The sequence below is a fragment of the Streptomyces sp. Z423-1 genome (assembly GCF_013009255.1).
In the GTDB taxonomy this organism is placed as follows: Bacteria; Actinomycetota; Actinomycetes; order Streptomycetales; family Streptomycetaceae; genus Streptomyces; species Streptomyces gossypiisoli.
Genome location: NZ_CP053109.1, coordinates 7873111 through 7898990, shown reverse-complemented (window position 1 = coordinate 7898990; position 25880 = coordinate 7873111). Strand labels below are relative to the sequence as shown.

General features: G+C 70.8%; 21 protein-coding genes, 3 pseudogenes and 1 riboswitch. Of the genes and pseudogenes, 10 read left to right on the top strand and 14 right to left on the bottom strand.

The features are described 5' to 3' along the window. Window positions 1–98: 98 nt before the first annotated feature. Window positions 99–542, top strand: coding sequence for a hypothetical protein (locus HJD23_RS35645; RefSeq protein WP_171117897.1), 444 nt, complete (start codon window positions 99–101; stop codon window positions 540–542). Between the two features lie 15 nt (window positions 543–557). Then, on the top strand, window positions 558–1856 hold the full coding sequence (locus tag HJD23_RS35640; protein ID WP_171117899.1) for a site-specific integrase: 1299 nt from the start codon (window positions 558–560) through the stop codon (window positions 1854–1856). Window positions 1857–1943: 87 nt separating this feature from the next. On the opposite strand, the gene HJD23_RS35635 is transcribed toward HJD23_RS35640, so the two are convergent. After that, window positions 1944–3320, bottom strand: coding sequence for a peptidase C39 family protein (locus HJD23_RS35635; RefSeq protein WP_171134105.1), 1377 nt, complete (start codon window positions 3318–3320; stop codon window positions 1944–1946). Window positions 3321–3479: 159 nt separating this feature from the next. On the opposite strand from HJD23_RS35635, the gene HJD23_RS35630 reads away from it, so the two are divergent. Then, on the top strand, window positions 3480–4136 hold the full coding sequence (locus HJD23_RS35630; protein WP_171107982.1) for a hypothetical protein: 657 nt from the start codon (window positions 3480–3482) through the stop codon (window positions 4134–4136). Between the two features lie 434 nt (window positions 4137–4570). Beyond that, the gene (locus tag HJD23_RS35625; protein ID WP_171107984.1) at window positions 4571–6436 is read left to right on the top strand and encodes an AAA family ATPase; all 1866 of its coding nucleotides are present in this window, start codon (window positions 4571–4573) and stop codon (window positions 6434–6436) included. Window positions 6437–6457: 21 nt separating this feature from the next. Here the strand turns inward: HJD23_RS35625 and HJD23_RS35620 are convergent, their stop codons facing one another. The 9 genes from HJD23_RS35620 to HJD23_RS35580 all read right to left on the bottom strand — a co-directional run bounded on the left by HJD23_RS35620 (window position 6458) and on the right by HJD23_RS35580 (window position 13821). After that, window positions 6458–7537 carry a hemolysin family protein gene (locus HJD23_RS35620; protein WP_171107986.1) on the bottom strand — a complete coding sequence of 360 codons (1080 nt, stop codon included), beginning with the start codon at window positions 7535–7537 and terminating at the stop codon, window positions 6458–6460. Next, entirely contained in the window at window positions 7534–8859 is a 1326-nt protein-coding gene (locus HJD23_RS35615) for a hemolysin family protein (RefSeq protein ID WP_171107987.1), read from the bottom strand. Before HJD23_RS35615 ends, HJD23_RS35620 begins: the two co-directional genes overlap by 4 nt. Before the next feature lie 205 nt (window positions 8860–9064). Beyond that, on the bottom strand, window positions 9065–9508 hold the full coding sequence (locus tag HJD23_RS35610; RefSeq protein WP_171107989.1) for a PH domain-containing protein: 444 nt from the start codon (window positions 9506–9508) through the stop codon (window positions 9065–9067). 14 nt (window positions 9509–9522) lie between these two features. Next, a complete protein-coding gene (hisG, locus tag HJD23_RS35605) occupies window positions 9523–10371 on the bottom strand; it encodes an ATP phosphoribosyltransferase (RefSeq protein WP_171107992.1) in 849 nt (282 codons plus the stop codon). A gap of 48 nt (window positions 10372–10419) precedes the next feature. Beyond that, window positions 10420–10692: a phosphoribosyl-ATP diphosphatase gene (locus tag HJD23_RS35600; RefSeq protein ID WP_171107994.1), complete on the bottom strand. Its 273-nt coding sequence runs from the start codon at window positions 10690–10692 to the stop codon at window positions 10420–10422. A 34-nt stretch (window positions 10693–10726) separates the two neighbouring features. Continuing rightward, the gene (gene ribH / locus HJD23_RS35595) at window positions 10727–11212 is read right to left on the bottom strand and encodes a 6,7-dimethyl-8-ribityllumazine synthase (protein WP_171107996.1); all 486 of its coding nucleotides are present in this window, start codon (window positions 11210–11212) and stop codon (window positions 10727–10729) included. Window positions 11213–11237: 25 nt separating this feature from the next. Then, complete coding sequence (locus HJD23_RS35590; RefSeq protein ID WP_197973007.1) at window positions 11238–12581, bottom strand: bifunctional 3,4-dihydroxy-2-butanone-4-phosphate synthase/GTP cyclohydrolase II; 1344 nt, start codon at window positions 12579–12581, stop codon at window positions 11238–11240. Next, window positions 12578–13222 carry a nicotinamide mononucleotide transporter family protein gene (locus HJD23_RS35585; protein WP_171107998.1) on the bottom strand — a complete coding sequence of 215 codons (645 nt, stop codon included), beginning with the start codon at window positions 13220–13222 and terminating at the stop codon, window positions 12578–12580. The genes HJD23_RS35590 and HJD23_RS35585 overlap by 4 nt, the downstream gene beginning before the upstream one ends. After that, window positions 13219–13821 (bottom strand): riboflavin synthase, encoded by a 603-nt coding sequence (locus HJD23_RS35580; RefSeq protein ID WP_171108000.1) that lies wholly within the window; start codon window positions 13819–13821, stop codon window positions 13219–13221. Before HJD23_RS35580 ends, HJD23_RS35585 begins: the two co-directional genes overlap by 4 nt. Before the next feature lie 146 nt (window positions 13822–13967). Further along, window positions 13968–14098, bottom strand: a riboswitch (FMN riboswitch). A gap of 213 nt (window positions 14099–14311) precedes the next feature. Here HJD23_RS35580 and HJD23_RS35575 point away from each other — a divergent pair. Continuing rightward, entirely contained in the window at window positions 14312–16645 is a 2334-nt protein-coding gene (locus HJD23_RS35575; RefSeq protein ID WP_171108002.1) for a chitinase C-terminal domain-containing protein, read from the top strand. A gap of 212 nt (window positions 16646–16857) precedes the next feature. Then, window positions 16858–17613, top strand: a complete 756-nt coding sequence (locus HJD23_RS35570; protein WP_171108004.1) for an SDR family oxidoreductase — start codon at window positions 16858–16860, stop codon at window positions 17611–17613. A gap of 2 nt (window positions 17614–17615) precedes the next feature. On the opposite strand, the gene HJD23_RS35565 is transcribed toward HJD23_RS35570, so the two are convergent. Further along, window positions 17616–18842 carry an ROK family transcriptional regulator gene (locus HJD23_RS35565; RefSeq protein WP_171108005.1) on the bottom strand — a complete coding sequence of 409 codons (1227 nt, stop codon included), beginning with the start codon at window positions 18840–18842 and terminating at the stop codon, window positions 17616–17618. Window positions 18843–19026: 184 nt separating this feature from the next. On the opposite strand from HJD23_RS35565, the gene HJD23_RS35560 reads away from it, so the two are divergent. Together HJD23_RS35560 and HJD23_RS35555 are read left to right on the top strand one after the other, a co-directional pair. After that, the gene (locus HJD23_RS35560) at window positions 19027–20244 is read left to right on the top strand and encodes an MFS transporter (protein ID WP_171108007.1); all 1218 of its coding nucleotides are present in this window, start codon (window positions 19027–19029) and stop codon (window positions 20242–20244) included. 42 nt (window positions 20245–20286) lie between these two features. Further along, window positions 20287–20431 (top strand): annotated as a pseudogene (locus HJD23_RS35555) (nitrate reductase); the annotation flags it as partial. Window positions 20432–20845: 414 nt separating this feature from the next. Here the strand turns inward: HJD23_RS35555 and HJD23_RS35550 are convergent. After that, entirely contained in the window at window positions 20846–21574 is a 729-nt protein-coding gene (locus HJD23_RS35550) for a hypothetical protein (RefSeq protein WP_171108009.1), read from the bottom strand. 272 nt (window positions 21575–21846) lie between these two features. Between HJD23_RS35550 and HJD23_RS35545 the strand changes: the two genes are divergently transcribed. Further along, window positions 21847–23601, top strand: a complete 1755-nt coding sequence (locus tag HJD23_RS35545) for a protein kinase (protein ID WP_171108011.1) — start codon at window positions 21847–21849, stop codon at window positions 23599–23601. Window positions 23602–24038: 437 nt separating this feature from the next. Here the strand turns inward: HJD23_RS35545 and HJD23_RS44345 are convergent. Next, window positions 24039–24152, bottom strand: a pseudogene (locus HJD23_RS44345) (type II toxin-antitoxin system YoeB family toxin); the annotation flags it as partial. A gap of 65 nt (window positions 24153–24217) precedes the next feature. Here HJD23_RS44345 and HJD23_RS35530 point away from each other — a divergent pair. Continuing rightward, window positions 24218–24724 (top strand): annotated as a pseudogene (locus HJD23_RS35530) (solute carrier family 23 protein); the annotation flags it as partial. On the opposite strand, the gene HJD23_RS35525 reads toward HJD23_RS35530, so the two are convergent. After that, window positions 24703–25878 carry a glycoside hydrolase family 6 protein gene (locus HJD23_RS35525; protein WP_171111385.1) on the bottom strand — a complete coding sequence of 392 codons (1176 nt, stop codon included), beginning with the start codon at window positions 25876–25878 and terminating at the stop codon, window positions 24703–24705. The pseudogene HJD23_RS35530 and the gene HJD23_RS35525 overlap by 22 nt on opposite strands. Window positions 25879–25880: the final 2 nt, after the last annotated feature.

Below are 25880 nucleotides of genomic sequence, written 5' to 3'. Positions count from 1 at the left end.
ACCGATTGTCGACGACACAGAGTAGACGTACTCTTCACCAACCGTGCACATTCGGCCAGTCTGGCTCAGTGTGCACCGTTGCAACGTGGGGAGGGCTCATGCTGGACGTCGCCTACGAAGCGGTTGACGATCTGCCGCCGGGAAGACTGGCACGCATCGACGAGGACCGCGGGCGGGTGCGCATCCGGCTCGACAGGGCCGCGCCCCTCGCCGCCGTCGTCCGCCAGCTGAACATAGAGGTCGACGACCTCATGCGGCGAGCCAACTGGTTCCAACTGTGGGGCGACGAGATCGTCTCCCACGACACCCCCGGCTGCCCGCTCCGGGTCGAGTATCTCCTCACGTCGGAAGCGCCGGACGGCGTAGCGCTCGGGGAAGGCCGAGGCGTGGTGCGTATCTACATCAACCCCGACCAGACCGTGACGCAGTTCGCCGCCGCCATGAACCCGGTAACGAAGGACCAGCTCAGCGGGGGCCGCTGGTTCCAGTTGTTCGGCGGGGAGATAATCGACAACAGCCCGGAGCCAATGAGCCAGGTGTGACGAACGGGGGCCGCGTTGCCCGGATACATCGAAGACCGCTGGTGGACGAAGAAGCCCGACCCGAAGACGGGGAGGAAGCGCAAGACGACCCGCTACGGGCAAGGGAAGCGCTATCGGGTCGCGGGCATCCCAGGCGTCAAGGACCGCTCCTTCGAGAAGCTCGAAGGCCCCGAAGGCGCCAAGGCCTGGCTGGCGAAGGCGCAGCACGAGTCCACGGCCGGCGAGTTCGTCGACCCCCGCCGTGGCCAGATGCTCCTCAAGGACTACATCGAGCAGGAGTGGTGGCCTCGCCGGGACTACGACAATCCGTCCACCGAGGCGACCGTCAAGGGCCGCGTGTGGACGCACATCGTGCCGCATCTCGGCCACTACCAGCTGAACGCCATCAAGACGAAGCAGCTCGGTGAGTGGCTGAAGACGCTCAAGGAAACGGCTGGCGCCGGTACCGGGAACGAGGCCTGGCGATATCTGTCGGCCATCTTCCAGGCCGCGATCGACGATGAGCGGCTCACCCGCAACCCCTGCAGGAAACAGACGACGCTGCGAGTGCCTTCCAGGCCGCCAGCCAAAGCCCGGGCGTGGCCCAAGAATCAGGTCCTCGCCGTGCAGGCCGCGATGGACGAGCGGTTCCAGTTGTGCGTCGACCTCGGCGTGGGCGCAGGGCTGAGGTCCGGTGAAGTCTTCGGTCTGTCGGTGGACGACATCGACTTCACCGGGCAGCGCATCCTGGTGCGCCGTCAGGTGAAGAAGGTGGGCGCCAAGCTGGCGTTCGCTCTACCCAAGGGAGAGAAGACGCGGGAGGTGCCCGTGCCTGACTACCTTCTGAAGCGGATTGAGGACTCGCTGAGTCGACGGCCCGCACGGCCGGTGACGCTGCCGTGGAGGGATCCCCGGCCGCCGAAGACGGACCGGGAGGCGGAGGAACGCGCACCGCAGACCCACGCGCTCATCCTGACGGCCGCGCGAGGTGGAGCGATCCGGCGGGACGGATTCGACTTCCGAATCTGGAAGCCGGCCCTTGCGGCGGCCGGGGTCATCCCTCCCCCGCGGGAGGAGAAGCAGCCCATCAAGCATCGCCCTGGGGTGTTCCGCACGGTGCTCACCTTTGAGGAGAGTCGGGAGAACGGCTTTCACGCGTTGCGGCATACTTTCGCTTCGGTGCAGCTGGACGCGCGCGAGCCGATCGTGGCAGTCTCGAAGTGGCTGGGCCACGCCGATCCGTCGATCACGCTCCGGATCTACGCGCACATGATGCCCGAGGCGGACGGTCGGGGCCGTTCGGCGATGCAGAACTGGTTTGAGACTCCCTCGTAGTGGATCTCCCCAGATTCTCCCCAGTGTTTGTGGATCAAGGAAAGTGAAGGGCTCCCTGACGGCTACGGGGAGCCCTTCAACATACCCTTACCGGATGCCCACGGAGTCCAGTGCACGCCTCTGAGCTGCTGAAACCCGCGCCGGGAAATACAGGTAGCAGACGCCGCCGGTGCCGGAGACGACCTTGCCGGAGGCGTTGTACCGCTTGGTCCTCAGCCAGATGTTCTCCCACTCGCGCCGGTCGTAGACCCGCCGCACCGCCTCGTTGCTCGGCGACGCCGGGTCGTTGGCGATCACGTCGCCGTCGGCGGTGAAGCCGATCACGGTCATCAGGTGGCCCGCGGTGCCGTAGCCCGCGCCCGTCAGCTCCTTCTCCAGGAAGGACTGGGACGTGATGGCCGGGATACCGGCCGCGATCAGCGTCTCCAGGTCGGTGAGCGAGCCGAGCCGGGTGACCACGCCCTGCAGGCCCTGGAAGGTGGCCGCGTAGGCGGCGTTGAAAGGCCAGTTGCCGCATCCCGCGTACTGGTAGTCGTACGTGTACCGGGCCGCGTGGCACACCTGCGGGTCGGCGTAGCTCGGGTCGACCCAGGCCAGCTGCTCCTCGGTGAGCCGGCCGCCCCAGTACTCGATGATCATCTGCGAGGAGGTGGGGCTGCACCAGGCCTCGCCGCCGTTGTCGTACTCGGGGTACTGCCCCTTGTGAATTTCCTGGGAGTACCTCGGCACGATCAGTTCTCTGGCGAGGCGGGGCGTGGAGGCCGGGACCGTGAAACGGTCCGGGACGTCGGAACCCATCGCGCCGAGCCGCCAGACCGTGGGGGTGAGCGTGGTGCCGGGCTTGCGGTAGAGGGTCAGACGCAGCCGGTAGGAGGTGAGGCGCAGGCCCGACGCCGGGTCGTCGACGGCGAAGGTGTCCGTCCAGATCGTGCTCTTGCCGTCGGTCTGATCGTCCACCGAGGTGCGCCTGATGTCCCGGTCGCCGGCCGCCCAGCGGCCCATGACGTACCAGGGCGTGTCCGTGCCGTCGGAGTAGGTGCCGCGCAGATCGACCTGGATCCAGGTGCCGGCCGGGGTGTGCGCGTTCCAGGAGGCGATCACCTCGGTGGCGGGGACGGCGAGCTGGTGGACCGGGGAGGTCCAGGTCGCGTACTCCCAGGGGGAGGACGTACCGGTGTGCGGGTCGGGGTAGGTGGTGGTGCCGGCCGGGCCGGCGATCACCACGCCGGGGCGGATGCCGGGGACGGCACGGGTGCCCTGGACGGTGCCACCGCGCCAGTCGGCGTACGTCGTCCAGAAGCGGTTGTCGACCGGGCGGGCCGGCGCCTTGGCGGGGTCGGCCGTCGCCGGGTCCTCGGCATGGGCGGACGGGGCGGCCACCGCCGGGCCCGCGCCGCCCGCGACGGCGGCGGCGACCGCGGCGGCCAGGAGGGCTCTGCGGGACGGCTGTTCGGCTCTGCTCATGGGCGGATGACTCCCAGGGTCCGAGTCGGGGCAGGTCCAGTGCACGGATGTGTGCGCCAACTATGGCCGCACAAGGCCGCCACGGCCAGCACTTCGGGGCATGCCACGCCCGGCAATATTGGTCGGGACCACTGGCATGAGCTGGGAGATGATGAGGGCGTGTCGCACTCGTACCGCCTCGCCCCGGCCACCGCCCTGTCCGCACTCGCCCGCCTGCTGCGCGACCTGCCCCCGTCCTGCGGCCCCGTTCGGCTGATCGGCGTCGACGGGCACGCGGGCTCCGGAAAGACCACGTTCGCCGGGCAGTTGGCGAACGCGCTGGGCGGCGCGCCGGTGCTGCACCTCGACGACATCGCCAGCCACGACGAGCTGTTCGCTTGGACCGACCGCCTGCTCGGTCAGGTGATCGAGCCCCTCCGCCGGGGCGAGACCGCCCACTACGCCCCCTACGACTGGCGGACCCGCCGCTTCGGCCCACCCCGCCCGCTGCCGCCCGCGCCGGTGATCCTCGTCGAGGGCGTCGGCGCCGGCCGGCGCGCCCTGCGCCCCCATCTGGCGCGACTGCTGTGGCTGGAACTACCGCACGAGGAGGCCTGGGCACGAGGGCAGTTTCGGGACGGGGATGAACAGCGCGAGTTCTGGGCCGGATGGGTTCAGGCGGAACGGCGCCATTTCGCCGAGGACCCCTCGCGCCCCTTCGCCGACCTGCTGGTGCGCCCGTTGCCCACGGGGTATGAGGTGCTGCCGGGGCCCGCGGGGTCTTCTGGTCCGGACCAGGATATGACGCACGGTGACGGGCCATCCGCAATGTGCTGAACCTGTGAAGACCCTTGCGGCTGAACTTGGCCGAGTGCTTCAACTCGGCTTGACCGGGGGGCCGTACAGGACTTACGTTCTCAATGTGCGACCGAACACGGTCGCCGACAGACGCGAAGCCCCCGGTTGTTCCCCCGTGATCGGGGGCTTCGTTCTGTCCTCTTCACTTACGCCGGGCGCTCCGAGGCGCTTTCCGCTCACCCTCGGTCACCATGCGCGCCGCGCCCCCTCCGCTCCCCACCTCGCCAAACGCCTCTCGCGGCACCCTACGGCGGGCACCGACCCGCAGGTACGATGCCCTCGGTGCGACCTGTGGACGGCTGCTCCGCGCACCGTCGCAACTCCGGTCCGCTGCACAGCGGTTCGACCAAAGTCGGCCGACGGGTGACGGCCCGGCGGCGAACCAGCGGGGGCACGGTTTGTGGGGGGACGTGATGGACTTCGGCACGCAGGGCCCCGAGGCCCCGGCCGACCTGGCCTGGCTGCGCGGCGTGGACGCCTACACCATGGGCGCGTATCCGCAGGCGGAGGAGGAGTTCCGGAGCGCGGTCCGGCTGGACCCGGGGATGGCCGACGGCTGGCTCGGGTTGCACGCGCTGCGGGTGGACACGACGACCGCGCTGCTGCGGATGTTCCGGCACCGGGACCGCTTCGGTGAACAGCGCACCCGGCACCGGCGCACGCTCAACTCCTGGTACTGGCTGGGCTGGTGGGTGCAGCCCGTGCTGGAGAGCCCGCGCGACCTGCTGCTCGCCCACGCCTCGCACTGGCTCGACGGCCGCCACGTCCCCGAGCTGGATCGTGCCCTCGCGGGCCTGCCGCCCATCGACACCGACCCGCAGGTGCGCTTCCTGCACGCCTGCCGCGCCTACCTGGTCAAGGACTGGGAGCAGTTGGTACGGCACACCGACCCGCTGCTCGACGACCCCCTGCTCGGTATCGAGGCCGGTCTCTTCGGCGGTATGGCCCGGGTCCGGCTGGAGATGTACGGGCAGGCCGAGCCGCTGCTGTCGGCGGCCCTGATGCGCTGCCGCAGCGAACAGCCGCAGCGCAAGGAGCTGCGCTACTGGCTCGCCCGCGCCCACGAGGGCACCGGCCGCTCGGCCGCCGCGCTCCCCCTGTACCGGGCGGTGCACCGCGTCGACCCCGCCTTCATGGACACCTCCGCCCGGCTCGCGGCGATCGCCGAGGGCGACGGATACGACGACGCCGCCGACCTCGCCTCGATCGCGCTCACCGGCGCCGGGCAGGACAGCGTCGACGGCCCCGACGTGCTCGATCCGCTGTTCGGCACCGAGGGCCGGGACCTCAGACTCTCCGACCCGGCCCCGCCGCCCACCGGTCCGCCGCCGTCGGTCACCGATCCGGCGGTGCGGGAGAAGACAGCGGTCCCCTCCCCGCCGCTGCCCGCCGGTCCGACCGACCCCGCGTTACTTGAGGAGGCGCTCGCCGAGCTGGAGCGCATGGTGGGCCTGGAGCCGGTGAAACGCCAGGTCAAGGCCCTGTCCGCACAGTTGAACATGGCCCGGCTGCGAGCCGTTCAGGGCCTGCCGGTGCAGCCGCCCAAGCGGCACTTCGTCTTCTCCGGCCCCTCCGGCACCGGGAAAACCACGGTCGCCCGCATCCTGGGCCGGGTCTTCTACGCCCTCGGGCTGCTCGGCGGCGACCACCTCGTGGAGGCCCAGCGGGCGGACCTGGTCGGCGAGTATCTCGGGCAGACCGCCGTGAAGGCCAACGAGCTGATCGACTCCGCGCTCGGCGGCGTCCTCTTCGTCGACGAGGCGTACTCGCTGTCCAACTCGGGCTACGGCAAGGGCGACGCGTACGGCGACGAGGCGCTGCAGGTGCTGCTGAAGCGGGCCGAGGACAACCGCGACCACCTCGTGGTGATCCTGGCCGGCTACCCGGAGGGCATGGACCGCCTCCTCGCCGCGAACCCCGGACTGTCCTCCCGCTTCACGACCCGCGTGGACTTCCCCTCGTACCGGCCCCTCGAACTCACCGCGATCGGTGAGGTGCTGGCCGCCGAGAACGGTGACGCGTGGGACGCGGAGTCGCTGGACGAGCTGCGCTCGATCGCGGGGCATGTGGTCGACCAGGGGTGGATCGACGAGCTGGGCAACGGGCGGTTCCTGCGCACGCTGTACGAGAAGAGCTGCGCGTACCGGGATCTGCGACTGTCGGCCTACCCGGGGACGCTGTCGCGGGAGGACCTGTCGACACTGCGGTTGCCGGATCTGATGCAGGCGTACGGCGAGGTGCTGTCGGGGCGGGGCCCGCAGGATCCGTCGGCCATGTGACGGATCCCGCGGCCCCGGCCTTCAGCCCGCCAGTACTTCCTCGCCGGAGCGGGGCTCGGACACCGCGGGTGCGGGAGGCGTCTCCCGGTGCGCCGGATCCCGTACCTCACCGACCAGCAGCTCCAGTACGTCCTCCAGCGCGACGAGCCCCAGCACCCGTCCGGAGCCGTCCGCCACCTGCGCCAGGTGGGTCGCGGCGCGGCGCATGACGGTGAGCGCGTCGTCCAGGGGCAGCTCGGACCTGAGCGTCGTCATGGGCCGCCACACATGCTGCGGAACGGCCCGTTCCGACTCCTGGAGATCCAGTACGTCCTTCACGTGCAGATAGCCCATGAAGGCCCCGTTCTCCGCGGCCACCGGAAAGCGGGAGTACCCGGTGCGGGCGGTCAGCTCGATGATCCGGCCGGGCGTCACCGAGGGGCTGACCGTGATCAGCGACTCGCGCTTGAGGAGCACGTCGGTGACCGGGCGGGAGCCCAGCTCCAGCGCGTCCTCCAGGCGTTCGGCCTCCTCGGGGTCGAGCAGGCCGGCCTGCCCCGCGTCCTCCACGAGCCGGTTGAGCTGCTCGCTGGTGAACACGGCCTCGACCTCGTCCTTGGGCTCGACCCGGAACAGCCGCAGCACACCCTGGGCGCAGGCGCCCAAGGTGACCGTGATCGGCCGGCAGAGGCGGGCGAAGGCAACCAGGCCGGGGCTCAGCCACAGCGCGGCCTTCTCCGGCGCCGCCATCGCCAGGTTCTTCGGCACCATCTCGCCGATGACGAGGTGGAAGAAGACGACCGTGGCGAGGGCGATGACATAGCCGAGCGGGTGGACCAGCCCGTGCGGCAGGTGGATCCATGCGAAGAACGGCTCCAGCAGATGCGCCACCGTCGGCTCGGCGACCGCGCCCAGGGTCAGTGAGCAGACCGTGATGCCGAACTGGGCGGCGGCCATCATCTGCGGCAGCCGCTCCAGGCCGTAGAGGACCTGGCGGGCCCGGGCCGTGCCGAGCGGTTCGATCTGGCTGCGGCGGACCGAGACCAGCGCGAACTCGGCGCCGACGAAGAAGCCGTTGGCGAGCACGAGCAGCGCCGCGAACAGCAGTTGGAGCACGCTCATCGCACGGCCTCCCGGACGGGGGCGGTGCGCACGAGGCGTACCCGCTCGGCGCGGTAGTGCCCGACCTGGCGCACGGCCAGCCGCCAGCCGGGCAGCTCGGCGCGGTCGCCGACGGCCGGGATCCGGCCGAGCAGGTCGGCGACCAGACCGGCGACCGTCTCGTACGGGCCCTCGGGCACGTCGAGGCCTATCCGCCGCAGGGTGTCGATCCGGCAGCTGCCGTCGGCGTCCCAGGCGGGGCGGCCGTCCTCCGGCGGCGCGGAGGCCAGTTCGGGCAGGTCGTGACCGTCGTGCTCGTCACGGACCTCGCCCACGATCTCCTCGACGATGTCCTCCAGCGTGACGACTCCGGCCGTGCCGCCGTACTCGTCGACGACAACGGCGATCGGCTGCTCGCTGCGCAACCGGGCGAGCAGCGGCCGTACCGGCAGCGTCTCGGGGACCAGCAGCGGCGGCTTGGCGATCCGGCCGACGGGGGTGCGCAGCCGCTCCGGCGCGGAGACGGCAAGGGCGTCCTTGAGGTGGACCATGCCGACTATCTCGTCGATCCGCTCGCGGTAGACCGGGAAGCGGGACAAGCCGGTGGCGCGGGTCAGGTTGACCACGTCCTCGGCGGTCGCCGTGGACTGCAGGGCGCTCACCTTCACGCGCGGGGTCATGACGTGCTGCGCGGTCAGCTCGCCGAGCGACAGCGTGCGCACGAACAGGTCCGCCGTGTCCTGCTCCAGCGCACCGGCGCGTGCGGAGTGCCGGGCCAGGGAGACGAGTTCGTCGGGGGTGCGGGCGGAGGCCAGTTCCTCGGCGGGCTCGAAGCCCAGGGTGCGGACCAGACGGTTGGCGACGGCGTTCAGACCGGCGATCACCGGCCTGAACACGCGTGCGAAAAGATGCTGCGGACCGGCGACGAAGCGCGCGACCTGCAGAGGGCGGGACACCGCCCAGTTCTTGGGGACGAGTTCACCGACCACCATCTGTATGGCGGAGGCCAGCAGCATGCCGATGGCCACGGCCACCCCGGACACCGCGCCGTCGGGGATGCCGACGGCCGTGAGGGGGCCGTCCAGCAGCTGGGCGAGGGCCGGTTCGGCGAGCATGCCGACGACCAGGGAGGTGATGGTGATGCCGAGCTGGGTGCCGGAGAGCTGGAACGACAGCTCCTTCAGCGACTCGACGACCCGGCGGGCCCGTCGGTCGCCCTCGGCGGCGGCCCTCTCGGCGTCCGGGCGGTCGACCGTCACAAGGCCGAACTCGGCCGCGACGAAGAAGCCGTTGGCGAGGATGAGCAGGAAAGCGGCTGCGAGCAGCAGCAGGGGGGTGGTCATGATGCCGCCGCCTCCGCGCTATGTCGGCAGGGGGCGGCGCAGGTACTGCAGGACGATCCGTCCATCGCCGGAGAGGGTCACTCCTCGGGTAGCAGGGACCCCTGTGCGCCGGCCGGCACAACAGGGGCGGAGGCGTCACGGACAACGCCTCCGCCAACAGATTAATCAAGACACCGGCCGGTACGGCAGGGTGAATGGGCCCGAGTCAGTCCCGAGGCCCGCCGGAACGGGCCTCGACCAGCGCCCGCAGGGTGCGCGCGTCGGCGACGGCCTGCGCCTTGGCGATACCGGGCTGGATACCGATCGCGGCCAGGCTGGTGCCGTCGCTCAGGTCCAGGAACACCCACGGGTCGCCGACCCGCAGATGCACCTGCACGATCTGCGCCCACTCCAGCCGGCGGGTGCTCGCGAAGTTCACGACGGTGACACCGGTCTCGTCGGCGACGACCTTCGGGCGGGCCAGCAGCAGCGCCACGGCCGACAGCATGGCCGCCGTGAGGACGAAGCTGATCCGCTCACCGGGTCCGAGCCGGTCCAGCAGCAGTGCGATCGTCGACACGACGACGAAGACCGCGCCGGCCGCGGAGAGCAGGACGGCGCGGGTGCGGCCCGGCCGGAAGGTGACGGGCAGCGTGGGCAGGTCCGACATCGGTGCGGTGTCCCTCAGAGGCGGCAGGCGTGGATGGCGGTGGTCAGGATGGCCCGGGCGCCGATGTCGTACAGGTCGTCCATGATCCGCTGGGCGTCCTTGGCGGGCACCATCGCGCGGACGGCGACCCAGCCCTCGTTGTGCAGCGGGGAGACCGTGGGGCCCTCCAGGCCGGGGGTGATGGCGACGGCCGCTTCCAGGTGCTCGGCGCGGATGTCGTAGTCCATCATCACGTACGTCCGTGCCACCAGGACGCCCTGGAGCCGGCGCAGGAACTGCCGCACCTTGGATTCCTCGCCGTCCGCGCCGGTACGGCGGATGACGACGGCCTCCGACTTCATGATCGGCTCGCCGACGACCTCCAGGCCCGCGTTGCGCAAGCTGGTGCCGGTCTCCACGACGTCGGCGATGACCTGGGCGACGCCGAGCTGGATGGCGGTCTCGACGGCGCCGTCGAGGTGGACGACGGAGGCGTCGATGCCGTTGTCGGCGAGGTGCTTGGCGACGATGCCCTCGTAGGAGGTGGCGACCGTCTTGCCGTTCAGGTCCGCCAGGCCGCTGATGCCTCCGGGTTTGGTGGCGTAGCGGAAGGTGGAGCGGGCGAAGCCGAGCGGCAGGATCTCCTCGGCGTTGGCGCCGGAGTCGATCAGCAGGTCACGGCCGGTGATGCCGATGTCGAGCTGACCGGAGGCGACGTAGATCGCGATGTCGCGGGGGCGGAGGTAGAAGAACTCGACGTCGTTCGACGGGTCGACGATCCGCAGTTCCTTGGAGTCGCGGCGCTGCTGGTAGCCGGCCTCATGCAGCATGTCCGCCGCAGGGCCGGAGAGGGAACCCTTGTTGGGGACGGCGATGCGCAGCATGAGGTCGGCTTCCTTTGTGTGAAGGGGTGTTCTTGTGCGGCGTGTGGTTCACAGGTGGGCGTAGACGTCGTCGAGGGAGATCCCGCGCGCGACCATCATCACCTGGACGTGGTACAGCAGCTGCGAGATCTCCTCGGCGGCCGCGTCCTTGCTCTCGTACTCGGCGGCCATCCAGACCTCGGCGGCCTCCTCGACGACCTTCTTGCCGATGGCATGGACGCCCTTCTCGACCAGTTCGGCGGTGCGGGAAGTGGCGGGGTCGCCGTGGGCGGCCTTGTGCTGGAGCTCGGTGAAGAGCTCCTCGAACGTCTTCTTGGACATGGTGGCGCCCACTTTACGCGGTGTGCCGGGCCACCTAACGCCATGGTTCGGATACTGAGCGGAGGGTGGCCGCGGTCGCGACCGCCGCCGTCACCGCCTCGTGCCCCTTGTCCTCGTTGGAGCCGTCCAGTCCGGCCCGGTCCAGGGCCTGCTCCTCGGTGTCGCAGGTGAGTACGCCGAAGCCGACGGGGACGCCGGTCTCGACGGAGACCTGGGTGAGGCCCTGGGTGACGCCCTGGCACACGTAGTCGAAGTGGGGGGTGCCGCCCCGGATGACGACGCCGAGGGCGACGATCGCGTCGTAGCCCCGTCCGGCGAGTACCTTGGCGACGACCGGGAGCTCCCAGCTGCCGGGGACCCGCAGGAGGGTCGGTTCGTCGATGCCCAGGTCGTGCAGGGCGCGCAGGGCGCCGTCGACCAGACCGTCCATCACCTTCTCGTGCCACTGCGCCGCGATGACGGCGACCCGCAGGTCACCCACGTTGCGTACGGACAGTTCCGGTGCGCCCTTGCCGCTCACGTTCTCGTGTCTCCTCGGTGTGCTCTTACTGGGTGCTGCAGGTGGACACGGGGGCCGTGTCCAGCCACGGCAGATCGTGACCCATCCGGTCCCGCTTGGTGCGCAGGTAGCGGAGGTTGTGCTCGCCCGCGGTCACGGGCATCGGCTCGCGCTCGGTGACCTCGATGCCGTGCCCCACGAGCGCGTCGGTCTTCTCGGGGTTGTTGGTCATCAGGCGCACGCTGCGCACGCCGAGGTCGGTGAGGATCTGCGCGCCGGCCGCGTAGTCGCGGGCGTCGGCGGGCAGGCCCAGCTCCAGGTTGGCGTCGAGGGTGTCCCGGCCGCGCTCCTGGAGCTCGTACGCCCGGAGCTTGGACAGCAGGCCGATGCCGCGGCCCTCGTGTCCGCGCAGGTAGACCACCACGCCCCGGCCCTCGGCGTGGATGCGCTCCAGGGACGATTCCAGCTGGGGGCCGCAGTCGCAGCGCAGGGAGTGGAAGACGTCGCCGGTGAGGCATTCGGAATGGACGCGGACCAGGACGTCCTCACCGTCGCCGATCTCGCCGTGCACGAGGGCGACGTGCTCGACACCGTCGACGGTGGAGCGGTAGCCGTACGCCGTGAAGGTGCCGTGGGCGGTGGGGAGCCGGGTCTCGGCCTCGCGGCGGACGGTGGGCTCGGAGCTGCGGCGGTAGGCGATCAGGTCCTCGATGGAGATGATCGTCAGGCCGTGCTTGCGGGCGAACGGGATCAGCTCGGGCAGGCGCAGCATCTGGCCGTCCTCGCCGGCGATCTCGACGATGGCGCCGGCCGGGCGCAGGCCCGCGAGGCGGGCGAGGTCGACGGCGGCCTCGGTGTGGCCGTTGCGGGTGAGGACGCCGCCGGGCTTGGCGCGCAGCGGGAAGACGTGGCCGGGGCGGACGAAGTCCACGGGCTCGGCGGTGCCGCTCGCGAGCAGTTGCAGTGTGGTCGCCCGGTCGGAGGCCGAGATGCCGGTGGTCACACCGTGGGCGGCGGAGGCGTCCACGGAGACGGTGAACGCGGTCCTCATCGACTCGGTGTTGTCCTCGACCATCTGCGGGAGCCGCAGCCGGTCCAGTTCCTCGCCCTCCATGGGGGCGCAGATCAGGCCGCGGCACTCGCTCATCATGAAGGCGACGATCTCGGGGGTCGCCTTCTCCGCGGCGATGACGAGGTCGCCCTCGTTCTCGCGGTCCTCGTCGTCGACGACCACGACGGGCCGGCCGGCCGCGATGTCGGCGATGGCCTGCTCCACGGGATCGAGGGTGAGGTCGTCGAAGTCTTCGGTGCTGTAGAGAACGGGTGGAATCGAAGGAGCGGCGCGAAGCGCCTCGTTTGGGGTGGTGGCGGGAGACGGGGGGGCGGTCATGCCGGTGCTCCTTCCAGGACGGGCCGCGCGTCCTTGCGGGAGCGCAGCCACCAGTCGCGCATGCCCCACAGGACGAGCGCGCCGTAGATGACGTAGACGAAGCCGGAGAAGGCGAAGCCGTTGGCGAAGTTCAGCGGCACGCCGACCAGGTCGACGAGCAGCCAGGCGAACCAGAACTCGACCATGCCGCGCGCCTGGGCGTACATGGCGACGACGGTGCCGACGAAGATGTAGGCGTCCGGCCAGGGATCCCAGGACAGGGACGGGTACGCGGTGAACAGGCCGCCGACCGCGAGGGTGCCGAGCGCCGCCGCGCCGAGCAGCACGCCGCGCTCGCGCCAGGTGGCGAACCGGACGGCGATCGAGCCGTCCTGTGCCTGCTGTCTGCCGCGGTTCCACTGCCAGAAGCCGTAGCCGGCGACGAGCATGACGACGATCTGCTTGCCCGCGCTGCCGGAGAGGTGGGCGGTGGCGAAGGCGGCGAAGAGGATGAGGCCGGAGACGAACTGGGCGGGCCAGGTCCAGATCGAGCGGCGCCAGCCGAGCGCCAGGGCGACCAGACCGATCACGTTGCCGATCATGTCCGACCACTTGATGTGCTGCCCGAAGACGGTGAAGGCCTCGGAGTTGAGCCAGTTCACCGGTTGGCCCCCTGACCGGCCAGCAGCCGCTCCACGTACTTGGCGATGACGTCGACTTCGAGGTTGACCGGGTCGCCGGGCTGCTTGCGGCCGAGGGTGGTCAGGGCGAGGGTGGTGGGGATCAGGCTGACGGTGAAGTAGTCGGGGCCGGCTTCGACGACCGTGAGGCTGATGCCGTCGACGGTGATGGAGCCCTTCTGCACGACATAGCGGGCGAGGTCCGCCGGGAGCGAGATCTTCACGATCTCCCAGTGCTCGGACGGGGTGCGCTCCAGGACGGTGCCGGTGCCGTCGACGTGACCCTGCACGATGTGGCCACCGAGGCGGGCGCCGACGGCGGTGGGCCGTTCGAGGTTGACGCGGGAGCCGACGGTGAGGACGCCCAGGCTGGAGCGCTTGAGGGTCTCGGCCATGACGTCGGCGGTGAACTCGTCGCCCTCGTGGTCGACGACGGTGAGACAGACGCCGTTGACGGCGATGGAGTCGCCGTGCTGCGCCCCCTCGGTGACGACGGGGCCGCGCAGCCGGAAGCGGGAGGCGTCGCCGAGGTTCTCGACGGCGGTGACCTCGCCCAGCTCTTCGACGATTCCGGTGAACACTTCCCGGGTCCTCCTGCCTCTTCGGGCACGGACTCCGGGGCTGTCACGACGACAGATGTACGAGCGAGGACACCGGGAGCGACGCCGGACGGACTCGTCCCCCTACGGGACGATCACAGTCGGCGGCGCGCACGAATGCCCGCTCGCCGCGCACTGCCTCCCATCCGGACTTTAACCGTCGGTCCAGGAATTTCACCTGGTCAACCGGCCGCTGGAGGCGACCGGGTCGCGGACTGTAACCGCCGGTTCGGACTTTCACCGACCCCGGAGTGCGCTGCTTCTGGTACAGGGCCAGTGTGCCACGACCGATCGACATCCATACGGGCGAGCGATGTGGAGTGGCTCACAGGCCGCGTCGCCGACCCGCTCGGGCGGGCCGAACCGGTCCCAACTACCGCACAGCAACACCCGCTTGAATTGGTCCATACCTATTGACGCACTGGTCTAGTCCTCTCTAGGGTCTGCGCAACTCCGTGGAGAGGAACCGACCGTGCTGTCCCCCTCACGTCACAGATCCAGATCCGCCCTGCTCACGGCCGCCGGGGCCGTCGCGGGCCTGGTCCTCGCCGGCCTGCCGGCCACCGTCTCGCACGCCGCCGACCAGGAGTCCTGCCGCCCCGACGGGCTCTACCGGACGCCCGGCGTGGACGTCCCGTACTGCTCGGTCTACGACTCGGCCGGCCGGGAGAAGATGGGCGCCGACCACCAGCGCCGGGTGATCGGCTACTTCACCGGCTGGCGCACCGGCAAGGACGGCACGCCCGCCTATCTGGCCTCGGACATCCCGTGGGACAAGGTCACCCACATCAACTACGCCTTCGCGCACGTCGACGGCGGCAACCAACTCTCCGTGGGCACGGACGGCCCCACGAATCCGGCGACCGGGATGACCTGGCCCGGTGTCACCGGCGCCGACATGGACCCGGCGCTCCCCTACAAGGGCCACTTCAACCTGCTGAACAAATTCAAGAAACAGCACCCTGACGTCAAGACGCTGGTTTCGGTGGGCGGTTGGGCCGAGACCGGCGGCTATTTCGACGACAGCGGCACGCGGGTGAACTCCGGCGGCTTCTACTCGATGGCCACGAACGCCGACGGCTCGGTCAACCAGACCGGTATCGACACCTTCGCGGATTCGGCGGTCGAGTTCATCAGGAAGTACGGCTTCAACGGCGTCGACATCGACTACGAGTACCCGACGACCATGAAGGACGCGGGCAACCCGCTCGACTGGTCGATCTCCAACGCCCGCCGGGCCGGGCTGGTCAAGGGCTACGCGGCCCTGATGAAGACCTTGCGCGAGAAACTCGACCGCGCGGGCGCGGCGGACGGCCGGCACTATCTGCTGACGGTGGCGGCGCCCTCCTCCGGCTACCTGCTGCGCGGCATGGAGACCTTCCAGGTGCAGAAGTACCTGGATTACGTGAACATCATGTCCTACGACCTGCATGGTGCCTGGAACGAGTACGTCGGCCCGAACGCCTCGCTCTTCGACGACGGCAAGGACGCGGAACTCGCGGCGGCGGGCGTGTACTCCACATCCCAGTACGGCGGTATCGGCTATCTGAACACCGACTGGGCGTACCACTACTTCCGCGGCTCGATGCCGGCCGGGCGGATCAATATCGGTCTCCCCTATTACACCCGAGGGTTCAAGAACGTCACCGGCGGCACCGACGGACTCTGGGGCAGGGCACCGTCCACCGACTGCCCGGCCGGGTCCGGCCTGACCAAGTGCGGCGACGGCGCGATCGGCATCGACAACCTCTGGCACGACCTGGACACGAGCGGCAAGGAGTCGCCCGCCGGTTCCAACCCGATGTGGCACGCCAAGAACCTGGAGAAGGGGATCGTCGGCGACTACGTCACGCGGTACGGCTTCCCGGCCGACACCACGCTGACCGGGACGTACGCCCGGAAGTACGACGCCACGCTGGTCGCGCCCTGGCTGTGGAACGCCCAGAAGAAGGTGTTCCTGTCCACGGAGGACGAGCAGTCGGTGGCCGCCAAGGCCGACTACGTCGTGGACCGGGGCATCGGCGGCACGATGGTGTGGGAGCTGGCCGGTGACTACGCCTGGAACGCGGCCGAGGGGCAGTACGAGCCGGGGTCGGCACTGACGACCCTGATGTACGAGAAGTTCAAGTCGGCCTCGCCGTACGGCGCGCAGCGGTCGACCATCGACCTGCCGGCCGAGGCGCTGGACATCGACGTGGAGTTCGGGCAGTTCCCGCTCGGCGACTCCAACTACCCGATCAGCCCCAAGCTGAAGATCACGAACCGGACGCAGACGACGCTGCCGGGCGGTACGGAGTTCCGGTTCGACTACGCCACCTCGGCGCCCGGCAACGCCAAGGACCAGTCCGGGTGGGGGACTTCGGTGATCCGCAGCGACCACACCGGGACGAACGTCGGCGGTCTCAAGGGTGACTATCACCGGGTCTCGCTGAAGCTGCCGAGCTGGCAGACGCTGGCGCCGGGCGCGTCGGTGGAGCTGGACTTCGTGTACTACCTGCCGGTGTCGACGCCGTCGAACTGGACGGTGACGTTCGGCGGGACGACGTACGCGCTGGCCGGGGATCTGGCGCGCGGGACGACGGTGGTGGAGCCGGGGACGGCGACACCGACGCCCACGCCCACGCCGACCCCGACGGGCGGCACGGGGCAGTGCACGGCTCCGGCCTGGGACGCCGTGACGGAGTACGGCGGAGGCAGCACCGTGGCCCATCGTGGGCACTCGTGGAAGGCGAAGTGGTGGACGAAGGGCGAGGAGCCCGGCACCACCGGTGAGTGGGGGGTCTGGCAGGACCTCGGCGCCTGCTGACCCCGGCCAGGACGGGCCCGGCGGCGGTGACGACGGCCCTTGCCCGCCGCCGGGCCTCCCCAGGGCGGCCCCGCACACACGCCGGGCCTTCCCCGGAGGGGGGAACGCCTGACGACCGCTCCGGCGGTTGTCACATTCCACCGGGGCTACTCGGTCCGTGTTGGCGAAGGGCGCTCCCCGGGAGCGCACGGCGTCCGAAGGGGCTGAACGGCATGACCACGATCCTGGTGACCGGCGGTACCGGAACCCTCGGCCGGTTCCTCACCGAGCGGCTGCAGGCGGACGGCCACGACGTGCGGGTGCTCAGCCGGCACGCCCAGCCGTACGCCGTCGACCTGCGCGAGGGCGGCAGCGCGCTCGACGCGGCCGTCACGGGCGCGGACACGATCGTGCACTGCGCGACCACGCCGCGCGGCGGTGACGAGGAGGCGGCGGCCCATCTCGTCGCGGCGGCGCGCCGGGCCGGAGTGGGCCACCTGATCTACATCTCGATCGTCGGGGTCGACCGGGTGCCCCTCGGCTACTACAAGACGAAGCTCGCCGTGGAGCGGCTCATCGAGGAGTCGGGGCTGGGCTGGACCGTGCTGCGCACGACCCAGTTCCACGATCTGATCGTCCGGCTGTTCGACACCCTGGCCAGGCCGCCGGTCATGCTGCTGCCGGCCGGGCTGAAGGACCAGCCGATCGAGGTCGCCGAGGTCGCGGCACGGCTCGCGGAGCTGGCGTCGGGCGGACCGGCGGGGCGGGTCGAGGACATGGGCGGACCCGAGGTGCGGACGTTCGCGTCGCTGGCCCGCTCGTACCTGAGGGCCACGGGCCGCCGACGGCCGATCGTGAACGTACCGATGTGGGGGCAGACGTACCGCGCCTTCCGCGGCGGCGGTCACCTCACGCCGCTGCGGGCCGTGGGGAAGGGCACGTTCGAGGAGTACCTGGCGGTGCACATCGGGGGTGGCCGGAGGGCGTGAGCCTAACGGCCAGGGGGCGTGAACAGCTCGTCCTGGGCCCGGTCCCGCGCGGTCAGCAACGCCCCGCGCAGTACGGCACCGCCGCCCAGGACACTCGCCCGTACCTCCGTGACCAGCGGTGACAGTCGCCGCACGCGCTCCTCAACCAGCCCGGCGAGCACCTCACCGCCGGCCTGCCCGACCTCTCCGCCGAGCACCACGCAGCCGGGGTCCAGGACGGCGACGACGGAGGCGACGCCGATGGCGAGGCGGTCGGCGAGCGCGTCGAGGAAGCGAGCGGCGGCCCCACCCGATGCCGCCGAACCGCCGACGGCCCCGCGCACCAACTCCGCGGCGCCCAGTCCTCCCCCGTCCGCCCCCACCCCGCACTCGTCCGCCAACCGCACGATCGCCCCCGCCGCCGCCAGCGAGTGGAATCCACCCGCGCAGTCCGTCGCCGACGGCAGCCCACCCGTCCCCGGCACCGGCAGAAACCCGATCTCCCCGGTACCCCCGGACGCGCCCCGCCGCAGCGCCCCGTCCAGCACGACGGCCGCGCCCGCCCCCTGCCCCAGCCACAGCAGCACGAACGTGTCCCGGTCCCGGGCAACCCCGTCCCGCTGTTCCGCCAGCGCCGCGAGGTTGGTCTCGTTCTCGACGATGACGCGCGCGTCGGGCAGACGTTCCTGCAGGGCCGCCACCAGCCGCCGGTGCCAGGCGGGCAGGCCGGAGGAGTCGCGCAGTTCCCCGGTCGCGGGGTCGATCAGACCGGGCGCCCCGATGCCGACGGTGTGCAGCCTCCCCCACGTTCGAACGCCCTCGCGCGGGGGCGCCCCCACCGCCCCCGCCTCCTTCGCGGCCCGCTCCACCAGCGCGACCGCCTGCTCCACCGCGGGCCCGGTGCCCGTGTCGTCGCCGATCGGCACGGACGCCTCGGCGAGCACCCGGCCGAGCAGGTCGGACACGATGACGGAAACGCCTTCGGTGCGGACGTCGAGCGCGGCCAGGTACGCCCGGTCGGCGACGATGCCGTACAGCTTGGCGTTGGGTCCGCGCCGCTGCTCGCCCGCCTCGCCCACCACCGCGATCAGGCCGGCGACGGACAGGCGTTCGACGAGGTCGGCGACCGTGGGCCGGGACAGGCCGGTCAACTGCTTCAGCTGCCCGGCCGTCAACGGCCCCTCCTGCTGCAACAGCCGCAGGGCGAGCCGGTCGTTGATGGCCCGGGCGGTGCTCGGGGATGCGGGCATGCCGTGATCCTTCCAGATGGGCCTGTCCCATGCCCTCTATCTATCAGGCAGGGTCCCTGATAATTTACCGCCGAACGTGGTCGGCGCCGGGACTGGACGGGACCCGGGGCGGGACTGGACGGGACCCGGGACGGGACTGGACGGGACCCGGGACGGGACTAGGGGCGGGGACATGGGCGGGAACATGAAAGACGTGGTCTACGAGCACCGAGAGGTGAAACGCGCCCGGTACGCCGTGGCCGCCGTGTTCGCCGTGCACGGCGCGGTCACCGGCTCGTTCGCCACCCGCGTCCCCTGGATCCAGGACCACGCCTCGGTGAGCCCCGGCCAGCTAGGCCTCGCGCTCGCCTTCCCCGCCCTCGGCGCGTCCGTCGCGATGCCGCTCGCGGGCCGGATCAGCCACCGCTTCGGCGCCCGTACGGCCCTGCGCGGACTGCTCGCCCTGTGGACGCTGGCGCTGGTCCTGCCGGCCCTCGCGCCCAACCTGCTCGCGCTCTGCCTGGCCCTGTTCACCTTCGGCGCCACGGCCGGCATGTCGGACGTCGCGATGAACGCGCTCGGCGTGGAGGTCGAGAACCGCCTCGGCCGCTCGATCATGTCCGGCCTGCACGGCATGTGGAGCGCGGGCGCCCTGATCGGCTCGGCCGGCGGCACGCTCGCCGCGCACCTGGGCACGGACGCCCGGCTGCACCACGCGCTGGCGGCCGCGTGCCTCACCCTGCTGGGCCTGCTCGCCTGCACCTGGGTGCTGGACCTCCAGCCCGCCGAGGACGAGGAACCCCCGCCCCGCTTCGCGCTGCCGCCGAGGTCGGCGCTGCTGATCGGCGCGGTCGGGTTCTGCGCGGTGTTCGCGGAGGGCGCGAGCCTGGACTGGTCGGCGGTCTATCTGAAGGACGAACTGGGCACGTCGGCCGGTCTCGCGGCCGCCTGCACGACCGGCTTCACCCTCACCATGGCGCTCGCCCGGATCGCGGGCGACAAGGTGGTCGACCGCTACGGCTCGGTCCGCACGGTCCGCACGGGCGGTGTCCTCGCCACGGCGGGCGGTCTGCTGATCGTCCTCGCGGACCACCCGGCGGCGGCCATGGCGGGGTTCGCGCTGATGGGTCTGGGCATCGCCGTGGTCGTCCCGCTGTGCTTCGCGGCGGCGGGCCGCAGCGGACCCAACCCGAGCCAGGCCATCGCGGGTGTCGCCACCATCACGTACACCTCCGGCCTGATCGCGCCGAGCGCGATCGGCACGCTGGCCCAGGCCACGAGCCTGGTGGTGTCGTTCGGTCTGGTGACCTTCCTGTCCTGCGGGCTCGCGGTGTTCGCGGGCGTGCTGCGCTCCGGGGACCGGGACCGCCCCAAGGTGGTGGCCGACCGACCGCGTGTACGAAGCACCCGCGACCAGCCCTGACAATGGTCCGGCACTGCTGTTGCGACGAGAGCGGCACCTGCCCTGGATCTCGGCGTCCGCTGGAAACTGCACGGCGACGGACGCACCCCCGGCACCCGGAGCGGTGGTCCGGCCCGACGAGCGGCTGTCCCGGCCGCGCACGGCCGGGCTCGGCGCCCAGCACGTGGTGGCGATGTTCGGGGCCTCTGTTTAGCGCCACAAGAGGGACGGACGCGACGTGTACGCACTTTCCTGAGCTTCAGGTCGGGCACGCTCAGCAGCCGGCAGATGCCAACGACATCGACGTCATCCTCGAGCCGATCATGGACCTGGCCATTCCGGTCGAGCCGCTCAACATCACGGCAGCGCCGGTCGCGGAAAGTTCGGCTACTACCGCTGTGACACTTGCCCGCCCCCGAGAAGGGCAAGCCCATGGACAAGTGCCCGAAGTGCAAGGAAGGCATTCTCAAGCTGGACGAGCGCCAGCGATCGTAAGGGGGTCCACCTCCGGCAGAGGTGGACCAGAATCAGCACCGTGACGGGCCGCCCAGCACACCAGATCACCGCGCCTCGCTCAGAGGGAATCTCCAGCGTCTTCGAGGGCTGGGCCGCACCACTGCGGTCAGCCGAAGGTGACCATTTCCGGTGCCCAGTGCGACACTGCCGCGCAGGTGAGGACCGAGAGGACAAGGGACACACCGACCAGCGCGACGGCCTCACCGCGCACCCGCTTGCGGGACGGCCGTGCGGCGCGTGACGGCCCCTTCGGACGGAAGGTGAGGCCACTCACCCACTCCACCCGAACCTCGGGGGCGAACCGCTCCACCACCTCGGCCAGTTCATGTGCCCGGCTCCGCCAGACCTCCCCGGTCACCCGCAGCGTGTCCGTTTCGGTGCACACCTCCAGGTGGCACTTCTTGATCGAGCCGGGCCCCTCCAGGTCGTTCGCCGCCCCGACCTCGATGTCCTCGTACCCCAGGCGCAGCACGCGGACCGTGTTCCAGGGATGGATGTCCCCCTTGATCGTGATGCCCTCGCGGGAGCAGTGAACGACCACCGCGCCCAAGCCCCACCCGAGGTGCAACGGCATCCACAGACCCACCGTCAGTATTCCGCCGCCCACGATGAGCAGGCTGCCCATCAGCAACGCCGCATACCAGTCGCCCACCTGAGCAGCGTTCCGCACCACGGCATACGTGATCAGGGCCCCGAAGGCCGTCGACAGCGGGGACAGAACGACAGGCCAGAAATAATCGCGCCAGTCCTCCCAGAACTCGGCCTCGTCGGCGTGCGCCCTCGGCTCGTCGGGCAAACGCTCGCCCTCGGGAGCCCAGACCCCTTCGGCATCCATGGAAGCCACCCCTTCCCCCCGTTCTCCCCCGTTCAACAGCAGCGCACGCCTTGCCGCTCCCCTACCGTCGCCCGACATCCACCGATCGGTCAATGCCCGACTCTGGGGGGCGCCTTGATGACCAGTCATCCGTACTTGGGCGAGCCGGTACTGGCTCCAACAGGTGGACCACCTGGCCCAGCTGTGGTTTCTGGCCCTGCACGTTCGTCTCCAGTAGCCTGCTCGGTTGTCCGTGCGCCGGGGGCGCGCGCGAGACGGGGAGGCTTTGGGCAGTGCGCGCGCTAGGAGTGGAGGATCCGGAACGGGTCGCGGACTACCGGCTGCTCGGCCGGCTGGGCGAGGGCGGGATGGGCGTGGTGTACCTCGCCCGTTCCCCCCGGGGCCGGATGGTGGCGGTGAAGTCGATCCGTGCCGAGCTTGCGGCGGTGCCGGACTTCCGGAGCCGGTTCGCCAAGGAGATCGCGGTGGCCCGCCAGGTCGGCGGTGACTGGACGGCTGCCGTACTGGACGCCGACCCGCACGCGGAGCGGCCCTGGATCGCCACGGCCTACGTGCCCGGGCCGACGCTGGCCGAAGTGGTGGCCCGGCACGGCCCGCTGCCGGAGGAGTCGGTGCGCGGCCTGGCGTCCGGACTGTGCCGGGCGCTGGGTGACATCCACGGCGCCGGGCTCGTCCACCGTGACCTGAAGCCGTCCAACATCATGATCACCATCGACGGCCCGAAGGTGATCGACTTCGGTATCGTCCGCGCCCTGGACGGCTCGACCGGCGGCGGACTGACATCAACCGGGGTGATCGTGGGTTCCCCCGGATTCATGGCCCCCGAGCAGGTCCTCGGAGAGCGGCTCACTGGGGCGGCGGACATCTTCTCGCTGGGTGCGGTGCTCGCCTTCGCCGCCTCCGGCCACATGGCGTTCGGTTCGGCCGAGGTGCATCCGCATGCCCTGATGTATCGGGTGGTCCACGAAGAGCCAGACCTCGCCGGCGTCCCGGAACCCCTGCTCGCACTGATCCGTGACTGTCTGGCGAAGGACCCGGCCGCACGTCCGACCCTGGCGGATCTGTGGGCCCGAGAAGGGACATCGCACCGCCGGCTCGGGCCGTGGCTGCCGGCCGAGGTCCTGGCCCGGCTCGGCCAGGACGCGGCACAACTGCTCGCGCACGAAGATCCACACACCCGGGCCACCGTCGGTGCCGTCACCGCTCAGCCGGACCCGCCTTCGTCCGAGAACGTGACCGTCCGTCCCGCCCAGCCGCCGACAGCCCTGGCTGCGCCCGAGCACACGGCCGAGCACACGGCCGAGTGGCCGGACCGCAGCGAGGAGCCCGCGGAGCCGCGGCCCACTCTGGCCGAGGAACGCAACGCGAGAAAGGGCGCAAGACCCTTCGCCGTTGCCGTGCACGTGTGGCTGGCCCTGTACGCCGCGGTCGTCGCGGGGGCGTTGCTTCACCTGCTCGAAGTGCTGAACGGCAGGTACGACGACAGCATCGGCGAGGAGTACGTGTTCGGCTGGACGACGGCCCAGGGCATCGCCTGCCTCGGCCTGGTCGTGAGCTGGCTGCTCTGGTTCGCCAAGGCGCGTGCCGTTGCAGAGGGCTTTGCTCCGGGGCGCCTGCGCCACCGGCCGTCCATGGCAGTACTGGCGTGGTTCATACCGATCGGCAACCTCTACCTGCCCAAGCAGATCGCCAACGACGTCTGGCACGCATCCAGCCCACCCCGGCCGGACGGCGGGACAGCCCCGGCCGGACGGCTTCACACCTGGTGGGTCTTCTGGCTCGTCACCTTGCTGACCTGGCCGCTGCTCTGGGGCCCCGTCTTCCTGGAGGAGGAACTCGGCGAAAAGTGGCACAGCACTCAGGAGGACCCTTCCGACCGGGACTACGTCACCTGGTACACGTACGACCTCGACGAGTTCGGGGCGATAGGCCTGGTGCTCCGGATCCTCGCCATCCCCACGGTCGTGGTCACAGCCCGCTACGTCCACGGGCTGACGGCTTTGCAGACCGCCCGCCTCAGCGCATGACCGAGCCGGACGCATCCATCTCCAGGTAGCCGTCGCTCCAGATCCCGAGGATGTCACGGGTGCCGTCCACGGTTACCGCCATCATGAGATGGACCGGACGGTTCCCGACGTGCCCGTCCCGGATCTTGACGTCCCTCTGGCCACCCCCTACGCGGCAGCACTGCCATGCCCGGGGCACGAGGTGCCCGTAGATGTCGGCGATGACCTTGACGGGCCTGTGGGCAGCGGGCCTGGGTTCATTCGTCGTTCTGCTCGGCCGGCACCACGCCGGTTGGGCGGATGGAGAGCGGTGCGGTCGGGGAAGATGCCGACCACGCCGGTGCGGCGGCGGATGACGCTTCGGCTTACGTTCCGCGTACACCATCCCGGCCGCCGCTCACTCGTCTTCGCCGTCGTGGGTCACCCTGCCGTTCCACGGTCAGTAGTGGTAGCGAGCGGGGGTCCCGCTTGACGTCCTCGATGAGCTTGTTGATCCGAGCCAGCACATTGGGACCGTTCTTGAGCCAGGACGTGCAGTCCTCCCAGCCCTGATCCTCAAAGACGAGCCTCACGCTCCACTCTCACGTGCCGCATCGGGCGAGTCAGGGTCGATCAGCTCCCGCTCAGACACCGAGACGAGTACGGCGGCCTGCCCACCTTCCACGGGTCGTCCTTCGAGTGGTCGGCGATCCTGGTGGCGCTGCCGGTCGTGATCGGCGTGATGGCCGCGACCCGCGTCTACTCGACGGCCGCCTACTGGGCAGCCGCCGGTTTCGCCCTGCTGTTCGGCCTGTGCCCGAAGTTCGGCGCGGTGGTGGCCGCGATCCCGGGCGGGGTCCTCGGCGGTATCACCGTCATCCTGTACGGCATGATCGGCCTGCTCGGCGCCCAGATCTGGATCAACGCCAAGGTGGACCTGCGCAATCCGCTCAACCTGGTACCGGCCGCGGCGGGCATCATCATCGGCGTCGGCAACGTCTCCATGGAGTTCACCGACACGTTCTCGCTGAGCGGCATCGCCCTCGGCACGCTCGTCGTCATCACCGGCTACCACGCGCTGCGGGCGTTCGCCCCCGCCCACCTCACGACGCAGCAGCCGCTCCTCGACGAGGGCACGTCCCGCTACGACGAGGCCAAGTCGTAGGCGTACGACGGTGAGAAGGTCCCCGGCGTCCCCTTGCACCCGTCCGACTCCCCCGGCAGCTTGACCCACAGGTAGGCGTCGATCCGCGCCTCGCCGGTGTGCAGGGTGGGCGTCCGGCCGATCTTCCGCCCGGCCGGGTCGCACCACGCCCCGTTTGCCGGTGCCCCGTTGCCGTTGCGGCTGGTGTCGATGACGGCGCCGAGGCTCTCCGGGCCGCCGAGCGCGTCCAGCACCTGCCGGTCGTAGGCGATCTCGTCGGCCGTGCGGTGGAAGTTGGAGACATTGCTGAAGATGCCGTCGGAGGAGGCGGGCGAGGCCGCGCCCGCCCGCCTCAGCAGCGCGGCCTGCTTCTCGGCGGGGTTCCAGCCGGAGTGCCCGGCGTCGTAGTACACCCGCGCCTTGGGGTTGGCGGCCTTCAGGACGCGGCCCGCACGGGCCAGTGAGGCGAAGCGGTCGGCGCGGTCGGCGGCGGGAAGACAATCGGCCTGGGCGACGGAGTCGGGCTCCAGGACCACGATGACCTCACCGGAGCCCAGCCCGGCCGCGAACCGCTCGATCCAGTCGTCGTAGGCGGCCAGATCCGGTGCGCCGCCCTGGGAGCGGCCGCCGCAGTCCCGGTTCGGGACGGCGTACGGCACGACGACCGGTACCCGGCCCCGGGCGGCGGCGCCGGAGGTGACGGCCGCGACCCGGGAGGTGATGGTGCTGGGCGTGAAGTCCGCGAACCACACGGAGGCGGGCTGGTCGGCGATCCGGACGATGACCGCGCGCCGGGGATCGTCGGGGTGGGCGCGGACCCAGTCCAGGATCTGGGACTCGGGGTGGCGGTAGAGGCGGGTGTGCCCGGCTCCGGTCCGGCGCTCGCGCTCGGTACGGCTGGGCGAGGGCGTGGCGGTCTCCTTCGTGGGGGCGGTCTCCTTCGTGGGGGCGGACTCGTTCGTGGCGGCGGTCTCCTTCATGGACGCGGAAGGTGTCGGTGACGCCGGTGCCGGAGAACGCCTGACCGCCGACGGCACGACGGGCAGCCGATCCAGCCGCGCAGAGGCGGACACCTGCGACGGCCTCGCCTGCTGCGGACCGTCCCCCTCGTCCAGCGCGGTCAGCGTCCCGGTCACGGTGCCGACCACGACCACCACGGAGGCCGCCGTCACCATCG

Coding starts and splice junctions, on each gene's coding strand:
- HJD23_RS35645 (WP_171117897.1), top strand. CDS start 99: ATGCTGGACGTCGCCTACGAAGCGGTTGACGATCTGCCGCCGGGAAGA.
- HJD23_RS35635 (WP_171134105.1), bottom strand. CDS start 3,320: ATGAGCAGAGCCGAACAGCCGTCCCGCAGAGCCCTCCTGGCCGCCGCG.
- HJD23_RS35625 (WP_171107984.1), top strand. CDS start 4,571: ATGGACTTCGGCACGCAGGGCCCCGAGGCCCCGGCCGACCTGGCCTGG.
- HJD23_RS35620 (WP_171107986.1), bottom strand. CDS start 7,537: ATGAGCGTGCTCCAACTGCTGTTCGCGGCGCTGCTCGTGCTCGCCAAC.
- HJD23_RS35615 (WP_171107987.1), bottom strand. CDS start 8,859: ATGACCACCCCCCTGCTGCTGCTCGCAGCCGCTTTCCTGCTCATCCTC.
- HJD23_RS35610 (WP_171107989.1), bottom strand. CDS start 9,508: ATGTCGGACCTGCCCACGCTGCCCGTCACCTTCCGGCCGGGCCGCACC.
- hisG (WP_171107992.1), bottom strand. CDS start 10,371: ATGCTGCGCATCGCCGTCCCCAACAAGGGTTCCCTCTCCGGCCCTGCG.
- HJD23_RS35600 (WP_171107994.1), bottom strand. CDS start 10,692: ATGTCCAAGAAGACGTTCGAGGAGCTCTTCACCGAGCTCCAGCACAAG.
- HJD23_RS35590 (WP_197973007.1), bottom strand. CDS start 12,581: ATGACCGCCCCCCCGTCTCCCGCCACCACCCCAAACGAGGCGCTTCGC.
- HJD23_RS35570 (WP_171108004.1), top strand. CDS start 16,858: ATGACCACGATCCTGGTGACCGGCGGTACCGGAACCCTCGGCCGGTTC.
- HJD23_RS35565 (WP_171108005.1), bottom strand. CDS start 18,842: ATGCCCGCATCCCCGAGCACCGCCCGGGCCATCAACGACCGGCTCGCC.
- HJD23_RS35560 (WP_171108007.1), top strand. CDS start 19,027: ATGAAAGACGTGGTCTACGAGCACCGAGAGGTGAAACGCGCCCGGTAC.
- HJD23_RS35550 (WP_171108009.1), bottom strand. CDS start 21,574: ATGGATGCCGAAGGGGTCTGGGCTCCCGAGGGCGAGCGTTTGCCCGAC.
- HJD23_RS35525 (WP_171111385.1), bottom strand. CDS start 25,878: ATGGTGACGGCGGCCTCCGTGGTGGTCGTGGTCGGCACCGTGACCGGG.